At 61.3% G+C, this 15,700-nt stretch carries 17 protein-coding genes; all 17 read left to right on the top strand.

The features are described 5' to 3' along the window. The first annotated feature begins 24 nt into the window (after window positions 1–24). The gene (locus tag ACQAYK_RS11545; protein WP_226827671.1) at window positions 25–369 is read left to right on the top strand and encodes a hypothetical protein; all 345 of its coding nucleotides are present in this window, start codon (window positions 25–27) and stop codon (window positions 367–369) included. 22 nt (window positions 370–391) lie between these two features. Next, on the top strand, window positions 392–646 hold the full coding sequence (locus ACQAYK_RS11540; protein ID WP_215872090.1) for a hypothetical protein: 255 nt from the start codon (window positions 392–394) through the stop codon (window positions 644–646). Between the two features lie 91 nt (window positions 647–737). Then, window positions 738–1,709 (top strand): pyruvate dehydrogenase (acetyl-transferring) E1 component subunit alpha, encoded by a 972-nt coding sequence (gene pdhA / locus ACQAYK_RS11535; RefSeq protein WP_215872091.1) that lies wholly within the window; start codon window positions 738–740, stop codon window positions 1,707–1,709. Window positions 1,710–1,711: 2 nt separating this feature from the next. After that, window positions 1,712–2,689, top strand: a complete 978-nt coding sequence (locus tag ACQAYK_RS11530; RefSeq protein ID WP_215872092.1) for an alpha-ketoacid dehydrogenase subunit beta — start codon at window positions 1,712–1,714, stop codon at window positions 2,687–2,689. 51 nt (window positions 2,690–2,740) lie between these two features. Then, window positions 2,741–5,701 (top strand): FAD-dependent oxidoreductase, encoded by a 2,961-nt coding sequence (locus tag ACQAYK_RS11525; protein WP_215872093.1) that lies wholly within the window; start codon window positions 2,741–2,743, stop codon window positions 5,699–5,701. A gap of 5 nt (window positions 5,702–5,706) precedes the next feature. Next, window positions 5,707–6,183: a phosphate-starvation-inducible PsiE family protein gene (locus ACQAYK_RS11520; protein ID WP_226827668.1), complete on the top strand. Its 477-nt coding sequence runs from the start codon at window positions 5,707–5,709 to the stop codon at window positions 6,181–6,183. 75 nt (window positions 6,184–6,258) lie between these two features. Continuing rightward, entirely contained in the window at window positions 6,259–6,630 is a 372-nt protein-coding gene (erpA, locus tag ACQAYK_RS11515; protein ID WP_226827665.1) for an iron-sulfur cluster insertion protein ErpA, read from the top strand. 106 nt (window positions 6,631–6,736) lie between these two features. Beyond that, window positions 6,737–7,900: a citrate synthase gene (locus ACQAYK_RS11510; RefSeq protein ID WP_215872094.1), complete on the top strand. Its 1,164-nt coding sequence runs from the start codon at window positions 6,737–6,739 to the stop codon at window positions 7,898–7,900. Beyond that, window positions 7,897–9,192: a glutamate--cysteine ligase gene (gshA, locus tag ACQAYK_RS11505; RefSeq protein WP_215872095.1), complete on the top strand. Its 1,296-nt coding sequence runs from the start codon at window positions 7,897–7,899 to the stop codon at window positions 9,190–9,192. The genes ACQAYK_RS11510 and gshA overlap by 4 nt, the downstream gene beginning before the upstream one ends. Then, entirely contained in the window at window positions 9,189–10,124 is a 936-nt protein-coding gene (gene gshB / locus ACQAYK_RS11500) for a glutathione synthase (protein ID WP_215872096.1), read from the top strand. Before gshA ends, gshB begins: the two co-directional genes overlap by 4 nt. A 39-nt stretch (window positions 10,125–10,163) precedes the next feature. Beyond that, entirely contained in the window at window positions 10,164–10,721 is a 558-nt protein-coding gene (locus ACQAYK_RS11495) for a YqgE/AlgH family protein (RefSeq protein WP_215872097.1), read from the top strand. Then, the gene (ruvX, locus tag ACQAYK_RS11490) at window positions 10,714–11,154 is read left to right on the top strand and encodes a Holliday junction resolvase RuvX (RefSeq protein WP_215872098.1); all 441 of its coding nucleotides are present in this window, start codon (window positions 10,714–10,716) and stop codon (window positions 11,152–11,154) included. The genes ACQAYK_RS11495 and ruvX overlap by 8 nt, the downstream gene beginning before the upstream one ends. Continuing rightward, window positions 11,133–11,645, top strand: coding sequence for a bifunctional pyr operon transcriptional regulator/uracil phosphoribosyltransferase PyrR (gene pyrR / locus ACQAYK_RS11485; protein WP_215872099.1), 513 nt, complete (start codon window positions 11,133–11,135; stop codon window positions 11,643–11,645). Before ruvX ends, pyrR begins: the two co-directional genes overlap by 22 nt. Then, a complete protein-coding gene (locus tag ACQAYK_RS11480) occupies window positions 11,642–12,616 on the top strand; it encodes an aspartate carbamoyltransferase catalytic subunit (RefSeq protein WP_215872100.1) in 975 nt (324 codons plus the stop codon). Before pyrR ends, ACQAYK_RS11480 begins: the two co-directional genes overlap by 4 nt. Continuing rightward, on the top strand, window positions 12,613–13,899 hold the full coding sequence (locus tag ACQAYK_RS11475; protein WP_226827662.1) for a dihydroorotase: 1,287 nt from the start codon (window positions 12,613–12,615) through the stop codon (window positions 13,897–13,899). The genes ACQAYK_RS11480 and ACQAYK_RS11475 overlap by 4 nt, the downstream gene beginning before the upstream one ends. Then, on the top strand, window positions 13,896–15,386 hold the full coding sequence (locus ACQAYK_RS11470; RefSeq protein WP_215872101.1) for a HAMP domain-containing sensor histidine kinase: 1,491 nt from the start codon (window positions 13,896–13,898) through the stop codon (window positions 15,384–15,386). The genes ACQAYK_RS11475 and ACQAYK_RS11470 overlap by 4 nt, the downstream gene beginning before the upstream one ends. Continuing rightward, window positions 15,364–15,699, top strand: a complete 336-nt coding sequence (locus tag ACQAYK_RS11465; RefSeq protein WP_255789760.1) for a hypothetical protein — start codon at window positions 15,364–15,366, stop codon at window positions 15,697–15,699. Before ACQAYK_RS11470 ends, ACQAYK_RS11465 begins: the two co-directional genes overlap by 23 nt. Window position 15,700: the final 1 nt, after the last annotated feature.

Here is a 15,700-nt window from a genome sequence, read left to right as displayed (position 1 = left end):
GGATCTGAACACAGAGGTGTCGCCATGAAATTCTTTGACAAAAAAGTTGTTGCTGCAATGGTGGGGGCGTTGTTGGGCCTTGCCTCCCTAGGCTACAGCGTGGGTGCAAGTGCCGACGATTTGAATCTTGGGGTTGCGGTCCCGGGCCTGAGTCTGTATCTGGGGGATGCGCCCCGTTACTATGTCGCTCCACCGGTGATTTATGCGCCGCCGCCCCGTCGGGTCTATTACGCTTCTCCGCCACCTCGGGTGGTGGTATATCAGCCAGCACCGCGCTGGCGTCCGGGCCCACCGCCATGGGCCGGTCGTTGGCAGCACGGACGCGATCGTGACGGGGATGATGGCTGGCATCGCGATTGGCATCACTAAGATTCAGAGAAGAGGAGATCGTATGAACATCATGACAGGCCGTATCGTAAAATCGGCGGTTCTGCTATTACTGGTCGCCGGCTTGGCGGGTTGCGCCAATATGAGCCCTACCGGCCAGCGTGCCCTGAGTGGTGGCGCTATCGGCGCCGCCGGAGGCGCCGTTCTAGGTACTGTCGTCGCTGGTAATCCTGCGGTGGGAGCGGCTGTTGGTGGCGCGGTCGGCGCCGGCGTTGGGGCGGCACTACCGAATATCGAGCGTTCCCTGAACGGGAATTGAAGTGGTTGCGGGGCGGCAGCGCTCCGCTTGACGCTTGTCCAACCCCTTTGCGATCATGGCACGATCTATCGGTTATGATCTTTGGGGGAATATGGAAGCCAGCGACCGAAAGCGCCTGCTGCGTGAAATGCTTTTTGCGCGTCGTTTTGAAGAGCGATGCGCCCAGGCTTATCAGGAACGGGAGATCGGTGGCTTTCTCCACCTCTATCCCGGCCAGGAGGCCTGTGCCATTGGGGTCCTGGAAAAGGCACGCAAGGGACAGGACTATGTGGTTACCGGGTATCGTGACCACATTCACGCAATCCAGTGCGGTGCCGATCCCAAAGAGGTTATGGCCGAGCTCTACGGCAAGGAAACCGGTTCTTCCCGCGGTCGCGGTGGTTCCATGCACATCTATGACGTCGATCATCATTTCATGGGTGGCTATGCCCTGGTCGGTGGCCCTTTCCCTCTTGCCGCCGGCTTTGCCAAGGCCATCAAGCTGCGCGGTGGGGACGAAATCGCCATCTGTTTTCTTGGCGATGGCGCTAACAATCAGGGTACTTTTCATGAAACCATGAATATGGCCAGCCTATGGAAGCTACCGGTGCTCTTCGTCTGCGAAAACAATCTCTACGGTATCGGTACGGCCATCGAGCGCGCCTCCTCCGAGATCAATCAGTACCTGCGCGTCGCCCCCTATAAGATCGCGGCTTCCCAGGTGGATGGTCAGGACATCGATGTGGTCATGGCGGAGGCAGAGAAGGCCATCACCCATGTCCGCGAAAAGAAAGAGCCCTATTTTCTCGAGTTGATGACCTACCGTCTGCGTGGGCACTCCATGTCCGACTCCGGCGCCTATCGCAGCAAGGAGGAAGTGGAGCAGTGGGCGCAGCGTGATCCCATCGGCATCTTCAAGAAACGACTGGAAGAAGCGGGCATCATCGATGCCGCTGCTTTCCAGGCGATGGACGAGGAAATCCTGGAGCAGATTGAGAACGAGATCGTCCGCTTTGCTCTCGCAAGTCCGGAGCCCCGGGTCGAGGATCTGGAGCGGTATGTGTATGTGGCAGAGGGGGCGTAAGCATGGCAGAGATGATGTATTGGCAGGCCATTTTGCGTGCCCACGACGAGGAGCTGGCACGGGATCCGTTGGTGTTTGCGATGGGCGAGGATATTGGTGTGGCCGGGGGGACCTACAAGGCGACATCGGGTCTCTACGCGAAATATGGTCCGGAGCGGGTAATTGATACCCCGATTTCGGAGAATAGCTATACCGGTATCGGGGTTGGTGCAGCCATGCTTGGTTGTCGCCCCATCGTCGAAATCATGAGTGTCAACTTCGCCTGGCTGGCGATGGATCAGCTCATGAACAACGCTGCCAAGATCCACTATATGTCTGGCGGCAAGATTCGCTGCCCCTTCGTCATGCGGGTGCCCGGCGGCACCGCGCATCAGTTGGGGGCACAGCACTCGGCACGGATGGAAAAGGTATTCATGGGGATTTCCGGCCTGCGCGTCGTGACCCCCGCCACCCCCCGCGACGCCTATGGCCTGCTCAAGAGTGCCGTGCGCTCCGACGATCCAGTCGTGCTTATCGAACATGAAAGCATGTATAACCTGAAAGGCGAGGTGCCGGACGAGGAGTTCTTTACCCCGCTGGAAGGCGTGGAAGTGATGCGTCCGGGGCGGGATCTGAGCATCTTTGCCTATAACATCAGTGTCCACTGGGCACTGCAGGCGGCGGAGCGTCTGGCCAAGGAGGGGATCGAGGCCGAAGTCATCGACCTGCGTGCCCTGAAACCTCTGGATCGTGCAGGCATTGCTGCCAGTGTGCGCAAGACCCACCGTGCCCTGATCGTCGAGGAAGATGAGGCCCCGGTGGGAGTGGGTGCCGAGGTGATGGCATTGATCAACGAAGATGCCTTCTTCGAGCTCGACGCCGCACCCGTGCGCGTACACGCGAAGGACGTGCCCATCCCCTACAATCGCCGCCTGGAAAAGGCGGCCATTCCCAATGCCGACGACGTAGTCGCAGCAGCCAAAAAACTGCTGGGTAAGTAATTTCCGGCGCCCCGCGAGGGGCGCCGCCCACCTATTTTGAAATGGTGAGATATGGCTGAAGCATACGTCATCAAAATGCCCCAATTGTCGGATACCATGACGGAAGGCGTGCTGGTCTCCTGGGAAAAGCAACCCGGCGAGCGCGTCGAACGCGGGGACGTGGTTGCGACGGTGGAAACCGACAAGGCCATCATGGACGTCGAGGTCTTCCGCTCCGGCTACCTGGTTGGCCCGCTGGCAGCCGTCGACGCCGTAGTGCCGGTAGGTGAAGCCATTGCCTATCTGGTCGATAGCCCTGACGTGAGCGTGGAGGCCAGTCCGGCACCGACATCGAGCAGCGCGACGTCTGGGCCAGCCACGCCTGGCGCTGACCTGGGGTATGCCATCAAGATGCCGCAACTGTCGGACACCATGACGGAAGGCGTGCTGGTCTCCTGGGAAAAACAGCCCGGTGAGCGTGTCGAGCGCGGTGACGTCGTGGCGACGGTGGAAACCGACAAGGCCATTATGGATGTCGAAGTCTTCCGCTCTGGTTTTCTGTCCGGCCCCTTGGTGGCGGCAGATGCCGTAGTCCCGGTGGGCGAACCCATTGCCTATCTGGTGGATGAGCCCACGCAGGTGCGGCGCGATACCGCCTCGGGGGCTGCGATGCCCACCAAGCCCACTGCAGAAACGGCGGCCCCTGCGCCCATGCCCCCTGCGCCCACTCCCGCTGCCAGCGCGCAAGCTCCGCTGCGGACGAGTGGCGCCGTCCAGCCGGCCGCCCGGCCGACGAGCGCTGCGGCCAGCCCCTATGCCCGCCTGCTGGCCGGGGAGCGCGGTGTGTCTCTGGAAGGGGTTCGTGGGTCGGGTCCCGCCGGCGTCATTGTGGCTGCCGATGTCTTCGCCCAGAGTTCCGCGCCGGCTGCCGTTACCGTCCCGGTAGCAACGCCGGTGCCTGGCAATGGCCGTGCGATGACTGCCATCGAAAAGGCCATCAGTCAGGCCATGACGGCTTCCCTCAGTATCCCGGTATTTCATGTGACCATCCACGTGCAGCCGGAGGCGCTGCTGCGCCTGGCCAAGGCCAGCGGGGTTTCGGTCACCGTGGCCCTGGCCAAGGCTGCCTCCGCGGCCCTCGCAAAGCATCCCCTGATCAACGCCGCCTATCAGCCGGGGGATCGCATCGTCGACAATCGGCCACACGATATTGGTATTGCTGCCACCACGGAAGATGGCGGTCTGGTGGTACCCGTCTTGCGCGACGTGGCCAGCCATTCCCTGCGTGAACTGCAGGCGGCGTGGAAGCCTTTGCTGGAGAAGGCGCGCAAGCGGCGCATGAGCCCGCCGGAGTATCAGAATCCCACCTTCACCATTTCCAACATGGGTATGTATGGCATCAGTCAATTCGATGCCATCGTCACTCCGGGTACGGCGGCGATCCTCGCGGTGGCGGCGACGGGTCCGCAGGGCATGCCGATCACCATCACCGCCGACCACCGGGTGGTCAACGGGGCGGAGGCGGCGGCATTCCTCAAGGATCTGAAAACGGCCATCGAGCAGCCCGAGGCTTGGGCCGGAAGCAGCGGTCCCGTCATCCCCGAGGGCGATTACGATACCCAGGTACTGGTCATCGGCGGTGGCCCCGGTGGTGAGGATTGTGCGCGGGAGCTGGCCGAGCATGGCATCCGGGTGACGTTGGTGAACAATGCCCCCTATCCCGGAGGCGAGTGTCTCTGGCGCGGTTGTATTCCCTCCAAGGCCTGGCGCGCGGCGGCCGACCGCATTCGCGATCGCGCCCACGATGCCGCCATGGGTATCGCCCTGGGCGAAGCCAAGCTGGATTGGGCGCAACTGGAAAAACATCGCCGCAGCATCCTGCAGACACGCGGTGAGATGGCGCTGAAGACTGACCAAGGTATGAAGATTCAGGTACTGGAAGGCTTCGCTCGGTTCACTGGGCCGCATAGCGTCGAAATCACCGGCAAGGACGCCCGCAGCCTGAGCTTCGGCGCCTGCGTTATTGCCACTGGTGCGCCGGCCTTCGTGCCACCCATTCCTGGCGCGCAGGAAACGCTGGCCGCTGGTGCTGCGGTGACCTCGGATACGGTCTGGGACCTTGCTGTGCCCCCGAAGAAACTCTGTGTCATCGGCGCCGGAGCCATTGGTATGGAAATGGCGCAGATGTTCCACGATTTCGGTGCCGAGGTGCTGGTGCTGGAGGCCCTGCCACGTCCGGTCGCCGAAATGGAGAAAGAGGTTGCTGAGCAACTGATGGCGGTGCTGGCCAAGAACAGCCCGCGTCTTACGGTGCGGACCGGTGTGGCGGTGCAGAAGATCAGCGGTGGCAAGGGAGATGTGACGGTATGCTATCGTGACGGAGAAGGTCAGGAACACGACTATGTCGCCGAGCTACTGCTGATTGCGACCGGAAAACGCCCGAATACCGAAGCCCTGCAACTGGACAAGGCCGGCGTACAGCTGGGCGAACGCGGCGCCATTGCCACCAATGATCGCTGTCAGACCAATGTGCCGCATATCTTTGCCGTCGGGGACGTCATCGGCGGCTACATGCTTGCCCATACGGCCGGCCAACAAGGGCGAGTAGCGGCGGCCAATCTGCTGGGTGAGTCGGCGCGCTATGATCAACGCAAGGACAGTGGCGTGACCTTCACCCGCCCGCAGGTGGCCTTCGTCGGTCTTTCCGGTGAGCAGGCCAAGGCCGCTGGGATGGATGTAGCAGAGGTCAAGGTACCCTTGTCCATCGACGCCAAGGCGATGATGACCGGCGAGACCGACGGCTTGATCAAGTTGGTCGCGGACAAGCAGAGCCAGCGTATCGTCGGGGTGCATTTCCTGGCGGATCACGCCGATACCCTGGTCGGCGAGGCCGTGTTGATGGTCCATGGCGAACTGACGCTGGAACAGGTGGGCAGCGCCATTCATCCGCACCCGACGCAGACGGAGCTCTTTGGTGAAATGGCGCGGCGTCTGCAATCTCGGCTGCGGCGCTCAGCGCGCAACAAGCACTAAACCCCTTGAACGAGCGCGCGCAAAAATCCGCCGCCAGCTACAGCGAGATCGCCGGCCTGCGCGGTTCAGTGATCCGTTTTTATGGAAGGATGCTGGATTTTGTCATCACAATCCTCATCTTCCTCATGCTGGTCACCTTGCTCTATGCGGTCTGGAGCCTGATTGGCGATGTCTACGCGGCATTTTTCAGTCTGCATCAAGAAGAGGTCATCTCTAGTCTGGTCTCGGATGTGCTCTCGGTTTTCGTGCTCATCGAGCTTTTCCGCACCTTTACCGATTACCTCGAGTTCCACCGCATTCGCCTGCGGGTCCTGGCAGAAGTCGCCATTGTCTTCATCCTGCGGGAGCTCTTCATTGGTCTCTATGCCCATCGGCTGGGCCCTTTGGACCTGCTGGCCACGGCGGCGCTCCTGGCAGTGCTGGTGGCAGCCCGCGTTGCCGCCATTCAGTTCGTGCCCAAGCGCGGTCAGGATGGTTCTTGACGCCCGCCGGTAAAGGCGAGCAAAATTGTCGGATATTTCTGATGGTACGCGCACGCGCGTGAGGAGAATGTGGGAATGAGCACAGCTACGGAAACCATGACGGATCTGGACACCCTGCCGCCGGTGATGACCCTGACCGACAGCGCCGCGGACAAGATCAAATCCCTGATCGAAGAGGAGGGCAGCCCGGATCTCAAGCTGCGGGTCTTCGTGACCGGGGGGGGCTGTTCGGGCTTTCAGTATGGCTTCACCTTTGACGAAAACGTCAATGATGGCGACACCGAGGTGGAGCAGTTTGGCGTCCGCCTCTTGGTCGATCCGATGAGCTATCAGTATCTGGTCGGTGCGGAAATCGACTATAGTGAGGGTCTGGAAGGCGCGCAGTTCGTTATCAAGAACCCCAACGCTACGACCACCTGCGGTTGCGGTTCGTCCTTCTCTGCCTGAAAGACCCCGGCAGAGCAAGGCCGAAAGGGAGGCGTCCGTCTCCCTTTCTTTTTTTGCGCGGGGTATGATGCAGTAGTTCCCTGCCCCTGTCCTAAGGAGAAACGCCATGACTGATGCCACTGTCGTCCCCGGACTGGAGGGGGTGCCCGCCACCCATTCCGCTATCTCTCATATCGATGGGACGGCGGGCTTGCTCTCGTATCGCGGCTATCCCATCGCCGAGCTGGTTGCGCAGAGTCACTATGAGGAGGTTGCTCTACTGCTCCTCGACGGGGAGCTGCCCAAGGCCAAAGATCTCGAACGTTTTGATGCGGGACTGCGGGCGCATCGCCAGATCAAGTACAACGTGCGGGAAATCATGAAGTTTCTGCCGGTGACCGGGCATCCCATGGACATGCTGCATTGCGCCATTGCCAGCCTGGGGATGTTCTATCCGCAACAGGAGCTATCTGATGCCGAACGGGACAATGCCTCGCATCTCGATGCCATGGCGATGCGCATCATTGCGCGGATACCCACCATCGTCGCAATGTGGGATCAGATGCGCTTTGGCAATGATCCCATCCCGCCGCGCAGCGACCTGTCGCATGCCGCCAACTTTCTCTACATGCTGCACGGGCGTGAGCCGGATCCGCTGCACGCGCGTATTCTCGATGCCTGCTTCATCCTACATGCGGAGCACACCATCAACGCCAGTACCTTCTCGGTCCTGGTCAGCACCTCTACCCTTACTAATCCCTATCATGTGATTGCCGGGGCGGTGGGCACCCTGGCGGGCCCTCTGCATGGCGGTGCCAATCAGCGCGTGGTGGAGATGCTCGAGGAGATTGGCAGCGTGGATAATGTCGTGCCTTTCCTGGAGGCGCGCCTCGCGGCCAAGGAAAAGATCTGGGGCTTCGGCCATCGGGTCTACAAGACCACCGACCCGCGTGCGGCCATCCTCAAAGAGATGATGGAGGACCTGGCGCAGGCGGGACATCTGCGGCAAAGCAGGCAGTTTGCCATCGCCCGCGCCCTGGAGGAGGCCGCTGCCGAACGCCTGGGGTCGAAAGGGATCCATGCCAATGTCGACTTCTACTCGGGTGTGCTGTACCACGAGATGGGAATTCGCAGCGATCTCTTTACCCCTATCTTTGCCATGGCGCGTAGCGTCGGCTGGCTGGCGCACTGGCGCGAGCAACTCAGCAACAACCGTATCTTCCGCCCCACACAAAATTATACGGGGGCCTCCACCCGCGCCTATCAACCTCTGTCGGAGCGTCACGCTTGATTTCCGTTCTTTCTACCCCAACGCGCCTGGTGACCAACCAGGTCGATCCGCTGCACGAACTGGAAGAGCACCTGATTCGTAACCAGTGTGCCATCGAGCGCTGGTTCCGCTGTCAGTGGCAAACCACCCCGCCGCCCTTTTATGGCTCGGTGGATCTACGCAACGCCGGTTTCAAGCTGGCGCCAATCGACACCAACCTGTTCCCCGCGGGCTTCAACAATCTCAACCCCGAGCATGAAGCGCTGCACATCACCGCGATCCAGCATTACCTGGATCAGTATCACCCGAGCTTGCAGCGCCTGCTGCTCCTTCCCGAAAACCACACGCGTAACTTGTACTATCTGGAAAATGTGGCGCGACTCGCGGAGTTGCTGCGGGAGGCGGGACTCGAGTTGCGTATTGCGTCCTGGATGCTGGAAGAGGCACATACTCATGAGCTGCCCTCGGGCGAGCGCCTGCTGATCGAGCCACTGCGCCGCGTAGGAGCCCGCCTGCAGGTCGATGATTTCGATCCGCAGATGATCCTGCTCAACAACGATCTCTCCGGTGGCGTCCCTGAGATCTTGCAGGGGCTGGAGCAAACGCTGCTACCGCCACTGGCCGCCGGTTGGCAGACGCGGCGCAAGAGCCAGCATTTTGCCCATTACCGGCGCTTGGCTGTGGACTTTGCCGAAGTCGTCGATATCGATCCCTGGCTGATCGACCCGTTCTTTCGCCGCTGCACGGAAATCAACTTTCTGCAGGCCGAGGGACTGGATTGCCTAGTCACCAATGTCGACGCGGTCATCGCCGAAATTGCCGAGCGCTACCGCCACTATGGCATCGACGCGCGCCCCTTCGTCATCGTCAAGGCCGATGCCGGAACCTATGGCATGGGAGTGATGACCGCCTACTCGGGTACTGAGCTGCGTGAGCTCAACCGCAAAGCGCGCACGCGCATGGCCAAGAGCAAGGAAGGACTACCGGTGAGCGATGTTTTCATCCAGGAGGGCGTGTATACCTTCGAGCGGACACCGGAAGACTTCGTTGCCGAGCCCGTCGTCTATCTGCTCGGACAACAGGTCCTCGGGGGATTCTATCGCGTACATCGGGAGAAGGGTGAGGATGAGAGCCTCAACGCCCCGGGTGCCCATTTCGAGCCGATGGCCTTTGCCGAACCGGGGATCAACCCCTGTCGTAAATCCGCGCCGGATGCCCCCATCAACCGCCATTACGCCTATGGCGTCATCGCCCGGCTGGCGTTGCTGGCGGCGGCACGCGAGGCCGAAGACTGGGCCAAGGCGGGGCGATGACCATGCGCGTTGCCGTAGTCATGGATCCCATCGCCGGGATCAAGCCCGCCAAAGACAGTACCTTTGCCATGTTGCTCTCCGCCCAGGCGCGCGGTCATGAATGCTGGCTCTGTACCCTGGATGGATTGTCTTTGCGAGATGGGCAGGCTTGGGGCCGGCTCCAGCCGGTGCAGGTCTGGGACAATAGTGAACGTTTTTTTGCACTGGGTGAAGCGCTTGCGCGACCCTTGCGGGATTTTGATTGCGTGCTGATGCGCAAGGATCCGCCGGTGGACATGGATTTTCTCCATGCCTGCCAGATTCTTGAACATGCCGGCACCTGGGTGGTCAATGATCCGGCCTCGATCCGGCTGGCCAACGAAAAGCTTTTCCCGCTACAGTTTTCGCGTTGGCTCCCCCCCTATCTGGTCAGCCGCGATATGGCGGAGTTGCGGGATTTTCTGCAGCAGCACGGGGAAATTGTCGTCAAACCGCTGGCCGCGCGGGGCGGCGAAGGAATCTTTTACCTGCACGCTGAAGATCGTAACCTGGGTTCCATCCTCGAAACGATCACGGCGCGCGGCACGCATTTCGTCATGGCGCAGCGGTATCTGCCGGCGATCCGTCAGGGCGACAAGCGTATCCTGCTGGTGGATGGAGTGGCAGTACCCGGCGCGATGTTGCGGATCCCCGCGGCGGATGATTTCCGTGGCAACCTCGTGGCGGGCGCGCAGGCCGTAGCTGCGGAGCTCAGTCCCGCCGAGCAGGAGCTGTGCACAGAGATCGGACCCGTCCTGCGTGAGATGGGGCTGCTCTTTGTCGGCATCGACGTGATCGGCGAGCGTCTCACCGAAATCAACGTGACGAGCCCGACCGGCGCCCGTGAAATTCGCCGCTTTTTCGGTATCGACGCGACGGATTTGCTATGGGCACGGATCGAACAGGGTCGCTGAGACTGCCCTTTGCTGGGCAAAGCGCGGTATCATAGCGGCATGGAATTTTCATCGCTTAAAAATCACCTCTTGATTGCCATGCCCAGTCTGCATGATGGCCTCTTTGACCGTAGCGTCATCGTTGTCTGCGAGCACAATGCCGAAGGAGCGATGGGGGTAGTCATCAATCGCATCCTCGACATCAATATGGCCGACGCCCTCAAGGCCATCGACATTAGGCCATCGGAAGAGATGATCCACCGTCCAGTCTACTGGGGTGGACCGGTCAGCCCGCAGCACGGTTTCATTCTCCATCAGCCCCCGGGTGACTGGGAGTCCTCTTTGCTGGTAAGTGATACCCTGGCCTTGACCAGTTCGCCAGATATTCTCGCGGCGATCGCCGAGCACCGCGGGCCGGAGCAGTACCTGCTGACCCTGGGCTATGCCGGTTGGGGCGAAGGGCAGCTGGAGAAAGAAATCAGCGAAAATTCCTGGCTGCACGGCCCGGTCGATCCGCGCGTGCTATTCCAGCTCCCGGCTGGCGAGCGCTGGCAGGAGGCAGCGCGGGTGCTTGGTATCGATATGCGTCTGCTCAGTGGCGCGGTGGGTCATGCCTGAGCTTGGGCCCTGGCTCGGGATCGACTACGGCAGCAAGCGGATTGGTGTCGCCTTTCTCGGGGAAGCCGGTCTCGGCGCGCAACCTCTGACCACCGTTCGCAACGGAGCCGGCGGGCCAGACTGGAGTGCGCTGGGGCGCTTGATCGCCGACTGGCAACCGCGCGCCGTGGTCATTGGCCTGCCATTGCAGGCGGATGGCAGCGAGGGGCAGACCGCTGCTGCGGCAAGGCGTTTTGCGCAGACGCTCGCGCAGCGTCATCCCTTGCCGCAGCACTGGATCGACGAGCGACTCAGCAGTCATGCGGCCGAGGCGCAAATGTGCGCGCGCGATCTCTCCCGCGTCGAGCGCGATCGTCTGCGTGACCAGCTAGCTGCCTGTGCGATCCTGGAGAGCTTTTACGAGGAGCAACGATGGCATCGACCTGGGACCTGAGTATCCTGATCGACTCCTTGCAGCGTGATCTGCAGGCTCGGATCGATCCGCAGAGCTGCGTGATGGTGGGGATCTACACCGGTGGCGTCTGGATTGCGCGGGAGCTGCACCGGCGCCTGGGGGTTGCTGCCCCTCTGGGAGAGCTCGATATTTCCTTTTATCGGGACGACTTCAGTCGTGTCGGGCTGCATCCCGAGGTCAAGGCCTCGCGTATCCCGTTCTCCGTTGATGGCAGCCATCTGATCCTGGTCGACGATGTTCTCTACACCGGCCGGACGATTCGCGCCGCGCTGAACGAGATCTTCGATTATGGCCGTCCGGACCGAATCACCCTGGCAGTCCTCGTCGACCGGGGTCTGCGGGAGTTGCCCATCTGTGCCGATGTCGCCGCCCTGCGTTTGCGCAGCAACCCCTCTGATTACATCAAATTGCGCGGGCCGAACCCGCTGTCCCTGGAGTTTCTCCCGGGTGGGGAGTTGGCACCGGCATGATGCCCTGGCGCATGGGGGAAGGCGATCCACAGCGGGATGCCGAGGGACGTCTGCGCAACCTGCTGGCGATCGAAGGCTTGCGCGAAGGGGAGATTCTCGAAATTCTCGATAGTGCGGAGTCCTTTTTGGGGATCGGCGAGCGCACGGTCAAAAAAATCCCCATCCTCCGGGGGCGGACCCTGGTGAATCTGTTTTACGAGAACAGCACGCGTACCCGCAGCACTTTTGAGCTGGCGGCCAAACGCCTGTCGGCAGACGTGCTGAATATTGCCGTGGCGAGCAGCAGTGCCAGCAAGGGCGAATCCTTGCTCGACACCGTCGATAACCTGCTCGCCATGCAGGTGGATGGTTTCATTCTGCGCCATCCGGAGGCTGGGGCCGCGCACCTCCTCGCACGTCATCTCGGCGAGCGCGCCTGGGTAGTGAATGCCGGCGACGGACAACATGCCCATCCCACCCAGGCTCTGCTCGATGTCTTCACTATTCGCCATCTGCTGGGACCCATCTCGGAGCGGGTGGTGGTGATCTTGGGAGATATTCTGCATTCCCGTGTGGCCCGCGCCCTGATCCATGCCCTCTCCATTCTCGGTTGCCCGCAGATTCGTGTGGTCGGTCCACGCACCCTCGTCCCGCCCGAACTCCAGGGCCTGGGCGTCCACGTCTTTCATGAGCTGGAGCCGGCCCTTACCGGTGCCAATGTCGTATATGCCCTGCGTATGCAGCGCGAGCGTATGGACAGTCAGCGCCTGCCCAGCTTGGAGGAATATCACCGCCGCTTCGGCCTCACTGCAGCGCGCCTGCGTCTAGCGGAGGACAATGCCGTGGTGTTGCATCCGGGTCCCATGAATCGCGGCGTCGAGCTCAGTGCTGAGGTGGCCGATGGTCCGCAAGCCATTATCCTGGAGCAGGTGACCCACGGCCTGGCCCTGCGCATGGCCGTCCTTGCCCGCCTCGCCGGAGGCAATCCATGAGCCTGCGTCGACGGATTCGTAATCTGCGCTTGATTGATCCGGTCAGCGGCAAGGATTACCCAGGAGATCTCGCCCTGGCGGCAGGAAAAATCCTTGCGCTGGGCGAGATCTCCGACGACTTCCAGGCGGACGAAGAGATCGATGGCAGTGACCTCATCGCCTGCCCGGCCTTCCTCGAAACGCAGTTCCAGGCGCATACCCCGGGGTCGGGGCTGCATGGTGACCTGTGTAGTGAACTACACGCGGCGGCGGCCGGCGGTTTTGGCAGCGTCGTATTGGATCCGGATACCGCTCCGGTTGCCGATACGCCTGGCGTCCTCTACCAACAACGAGCGGCAGCGGAGGCCGTCGATTCTCTGCGCGTGTACCTGAGCGGCGCTTTAACGAGGGAGCTGCGGGGAGATGACCTCAGCGAGATGGTGGCCCTCGCCGAGGCCGGGGCGCAAATCTTCAGCCAGGGACGACAATCCGTGGCCGATAGCCAACGTCTGCGCCTGGCCCTGAGCTATGCCGCGGATCTTGGACGCACGGTCTTTCTCTGGCCGGAGGATCGCTGCCTTGCCGCCAACGGCGTCATGGATGAAGGTCCGTTGAGCCTGCGCCTGGGACTCGCTGGGCGTCCGCAGGCAGCTGAGGAGATTGGCGTGGAGCGCGATCTGCGCGTTGCGCGCCTAGCGGGTGCGGCGGTGCATTTCCCCAGTCTCAGCTCAGCAGCGGCCATTGCCCGGGTTGCCGAGGCACGGCGCGGGGGGCAGGCGGTAAGCTGCGGGGTCAGCCTGCACCACCTGCTGCTGAGTGCCGAAGATATCGGTTATTTCAATACCCACACCAAGATCCTGCCGCCATTGCGCAATCAGAAAAACCGTGACGATCTGCTGCGCGCGTTGGCGGATGGGGCCATTCAGTGTCTCAGTAGCCAGCATGTGCCGTGGGGCCGCGAAACGGAAGGGCAGACCTTTGCGCAAGCGCCTTTTGGCATCGCTGCGGTGCAGTGGACCCTGCCTCTTGCCCTGCGCCTGGTCGAAGAAGGCAGCTTGGACCTGCTGCAAATGATTCGTCTGTTGACCACCGGCCCCGCTGCCGTCCTTGGCCTGCCGCCACCGTCCCTGGCGCCGGGGGCAAACGCCGATCTTTGTCTCTTTGACCCTGACGCTGAGCTGCAGCCTAGTGCGACGGGCTTCAGCCGTGCCCGCAATCATCCCTACCCGGGCTGGCCACTGCGCGGGCAGGTACGCTACCTCTTTGTCGGCGGACGGCTTCGTTACTGCAGTGCCGCCGGATGAAGCGACCTAATTCCCTTTCCTGGCTGACGGTTTTTGGCTTCGGTCTGGCCATTGTGCCGTTGGTCCTGGTGATCGTGAGCATCACCCTGACCATCTCCCGTTTTGCCGAGGAGGGGCAGAGCAGCATCCTGCGCGCCGTAGCCCTGAGTGATAGCGCCAACCGTATGGCCAATGCGGTCCGCTCCATGGAGCGTTACGGCCTGCAATATACGGTGCTGCAGGATTCCGCGCTGCTTGTGCTCTTTCAGCAGAGTTTTGAAGAATATCAACAGGTCAGCAAGCGTTTTGCCGCCGCGGGTCCAAGTGTGGTCGATCAAAAGCGTTTGCATCGTCTGGATGAGAACCTGGCCAAGGCCCGCCGCGCCTTGCCTCTCGCCGCCCTTGAGGGTGGGCGGGGCAGCCTGGATCAGAGTTTCAGCACGGCCAGCCGCGAAATGCAGCAGCTCCAGGAAGACGTCAATGATGGCATCAGCGCGCAGGTCAAGCACCTGGGCGACCGTGCCCTGAAGATCAAGCGCCTGACGCTCTACGAGGTGTTGCTGGCGCTACCGTTGACCATCGTCGTGGCTATCTTCTTCATCATCCTCATTACCCGCCCCATCAAGCGGCTCGATCGCGCGATTTCCAGTCTCGGAGATGGCGACCTCGCCAGTCCTATCCAAGTGAACGGTCCCAAGGACATTGCCGCGCTCGGCGATCGCCTGGAGTGGCTGCGACAACACCTGCAGGAGCTGGAGGCGACAAAAATTCACTTCCTGCGGCAGCTTTCGCATGAGCTGAAAACGCCACTTACCGCGATCCGCGAGGGCTCGGAGCTGTTGCAGGAAGATCTTGGTCAGGGCCTCGCCGCCGAGCAACGCGAAATCGTCGATATCGTCCGCGACAACAGCCTGCGTCTCCAGCGTCTCATCGAAGATCTCCTGCGTTTCAGTGTTGCCGAGGGGCCAGCGGTGAGCGCCGGCATGCGCCATCCGATCCCGCTGCACGACGTCATCGAAGAGCTGCTGCAAAGCTATAAGCCGTTGCTGCGCAGCAAGGGTATGCGCGTAGACCAGCAGATTGCCGAACTCTGGACGGCGGCACACCGCGACCGGATCCGCACCATCTGCGATAATCTTTTGTCTAATGCCGTGAAGTTCTCACCGCAAGGGTCTACTATACGGGTGCGCTTGTGGCAGGATGGCGAAGAGGCGGTGCTCGATGTCATCGATTCCGGCCCTGGAGTGGCGCCTAAAGAGCGCGACAAAATTTTTGATATTCTGTATCGGGGTAGCGCCAGCGAATCGGGAAAGATCGAGGGCAGCGGACTGGGTTTGGCCATTACCAGGGAATATGTTTTGAGTTATGGGGGAAGTCTTGAAATTCTCGACAGTGAGGGGCAAGGGGCACATTTTCAAGTTCGTCTCCCCAGTATTCAGCATGACTCTTTTAGCCCTGAGTCTGAGCGGTTGCGCCGAGATGCCGGTGAGCAAACCCGAGCCCCATAGCGTCGTTCTCCAAGCGGACCAGATCATCGTCTCGCGCGCCGCCTACCAGCAGCTGCAGGAAAGGGCAGCCCAGGCGCAGAGTCAGGCGGCAGCCACGGCTGCCTGTGTTTCCGCGCAAAGCCGGATCGCCGGTCTGCAAAAAGAACTCGCAGACTTACGCGCCGGAGATCCAAGTTACCAAAATCTACAAAACAAGATCAACGACTTGCAGGGCCGCCTCAACCAATCCCAACAACGGGAAGGGGAGTTGCGAAAAAAGCTCAGCGAATTGATACAAATCGAAAAAAATTCCCGCATAGTGGGAGGGCGATAAA

This window comes from Acidithiobacillus sp. AC3 (assembly GCF_050261095.1).
Classification (GTDB): domain Bacteria; phylum Pseudomonadota; class Gammaproteobacteria; order Acidithiobacillales; family Acidithiobacillaceae; genus Igneacidithiobacillus; species Igneacidithiobacillus copahuensis.
This window is presented reverse-complemented; position numbering and strand designations above follow the sequence as displayed.

Excerpts from the sequence above, each read along its gene's own strand:
- ACQAYK_RS11545 (WP_226827671.1), top strand. The coding sequence starts at position 25 with ATGAAATTCTTTGACAAAAAAGTTGTTGCTGCAATGGTGGGGGCGTTG.
- ACQAYK_RS11540 (WP_215872090.1), top strand. The coding sequence starts at position 392 with ATGAACATCATGACAGGCCGTATCGTAAAATCGGCGGTTCTGCTATTA.
- pdhA (WP_215872091.1), top strand. The coding sequence starts at position 738 with ATGGAAGCCAGCGACCGAAAGCGCCTGCTGCGTGAAATGCTTTTTGCG.
- ACQAYK_RS11530 (WP_215872092.1), top strand. The coding sequence starts at position 1,712 with ATGGCAGAGATGATGTATTGGCAGGCCATTTTGCGTGCCCACGACGAG.
- ACQAYK_RS11525 (WP_215872093.1), top strand. The coding sequence starts at position 2,741 with ATGGCTGAAGCATACGTCATCAAAATGCCCCAATTGTCGGATACCATG.
- erpA (WP_226827665.1), top strand. The coding sequence starts at position 6,259 with ATGAGCACAGCTACGGAAACCATGACGGATCTGGACACCCTGCCGCCG.
- ACQAYK_RS11510 (WP_215872094.1), top strand. The coding sequence starts at position 6,737 with ATGACTGATGCCACTGTCGTCCCCGGACTGGAGGGGGTGCCCGCCACC.
- gshB (WP_215872096.1), top strand. The coding sequence starts at position 9,189 with ATGACCATGCGCGTTGCCGTAGTCATGGATCCCATCGCCGGGATCAAG.
- ACQAYK_RS11495 (WP_215872097.1), top strand. The coding sequence starts at position 10,164 with ATGGAATTTTCATCGCTTAAAAATCACCTCTTGATTGCCATGCCCAGT.
- ruvX (WP_215872098.1), top strand. The coding sequence starts at position 10,714 with ATGCCTGAGCTTGGGCCCTGGCTCGGGATCGACTACGGCAGCAAGCGG.
- pyrR (WP_215872099.1), top strand. The coding sequence starts at position 11,133 with ATGGCATCGACCTGGGACCTGAGTATCCTGATCGACTCCTTGCAGCGT.
- ACQAYK_RS11480 (WP_215872100.1), top strand. The coding sequence starts at position 11,642 with ATGATGCCCTGGCGCATGGGGGAAGGCGATCCACAGCGGGATGCCGAG.
- ACQAYK_RS11475 (WP_226827662.1), top strand. The coding sequence starts at position 12,613 with ATGAGCCTGCGTCGACGGATTCGTAATCTGCGCTTGATTGATCCGGTC.
- ACQAYK_RS11470 (WP_215872101.1), top strand. The coding sequence starts at position 13,896 with ATGAAGCGACCTAATTCCCTTTCCTGGCTGACGGTTTTTGGCTTCGGT.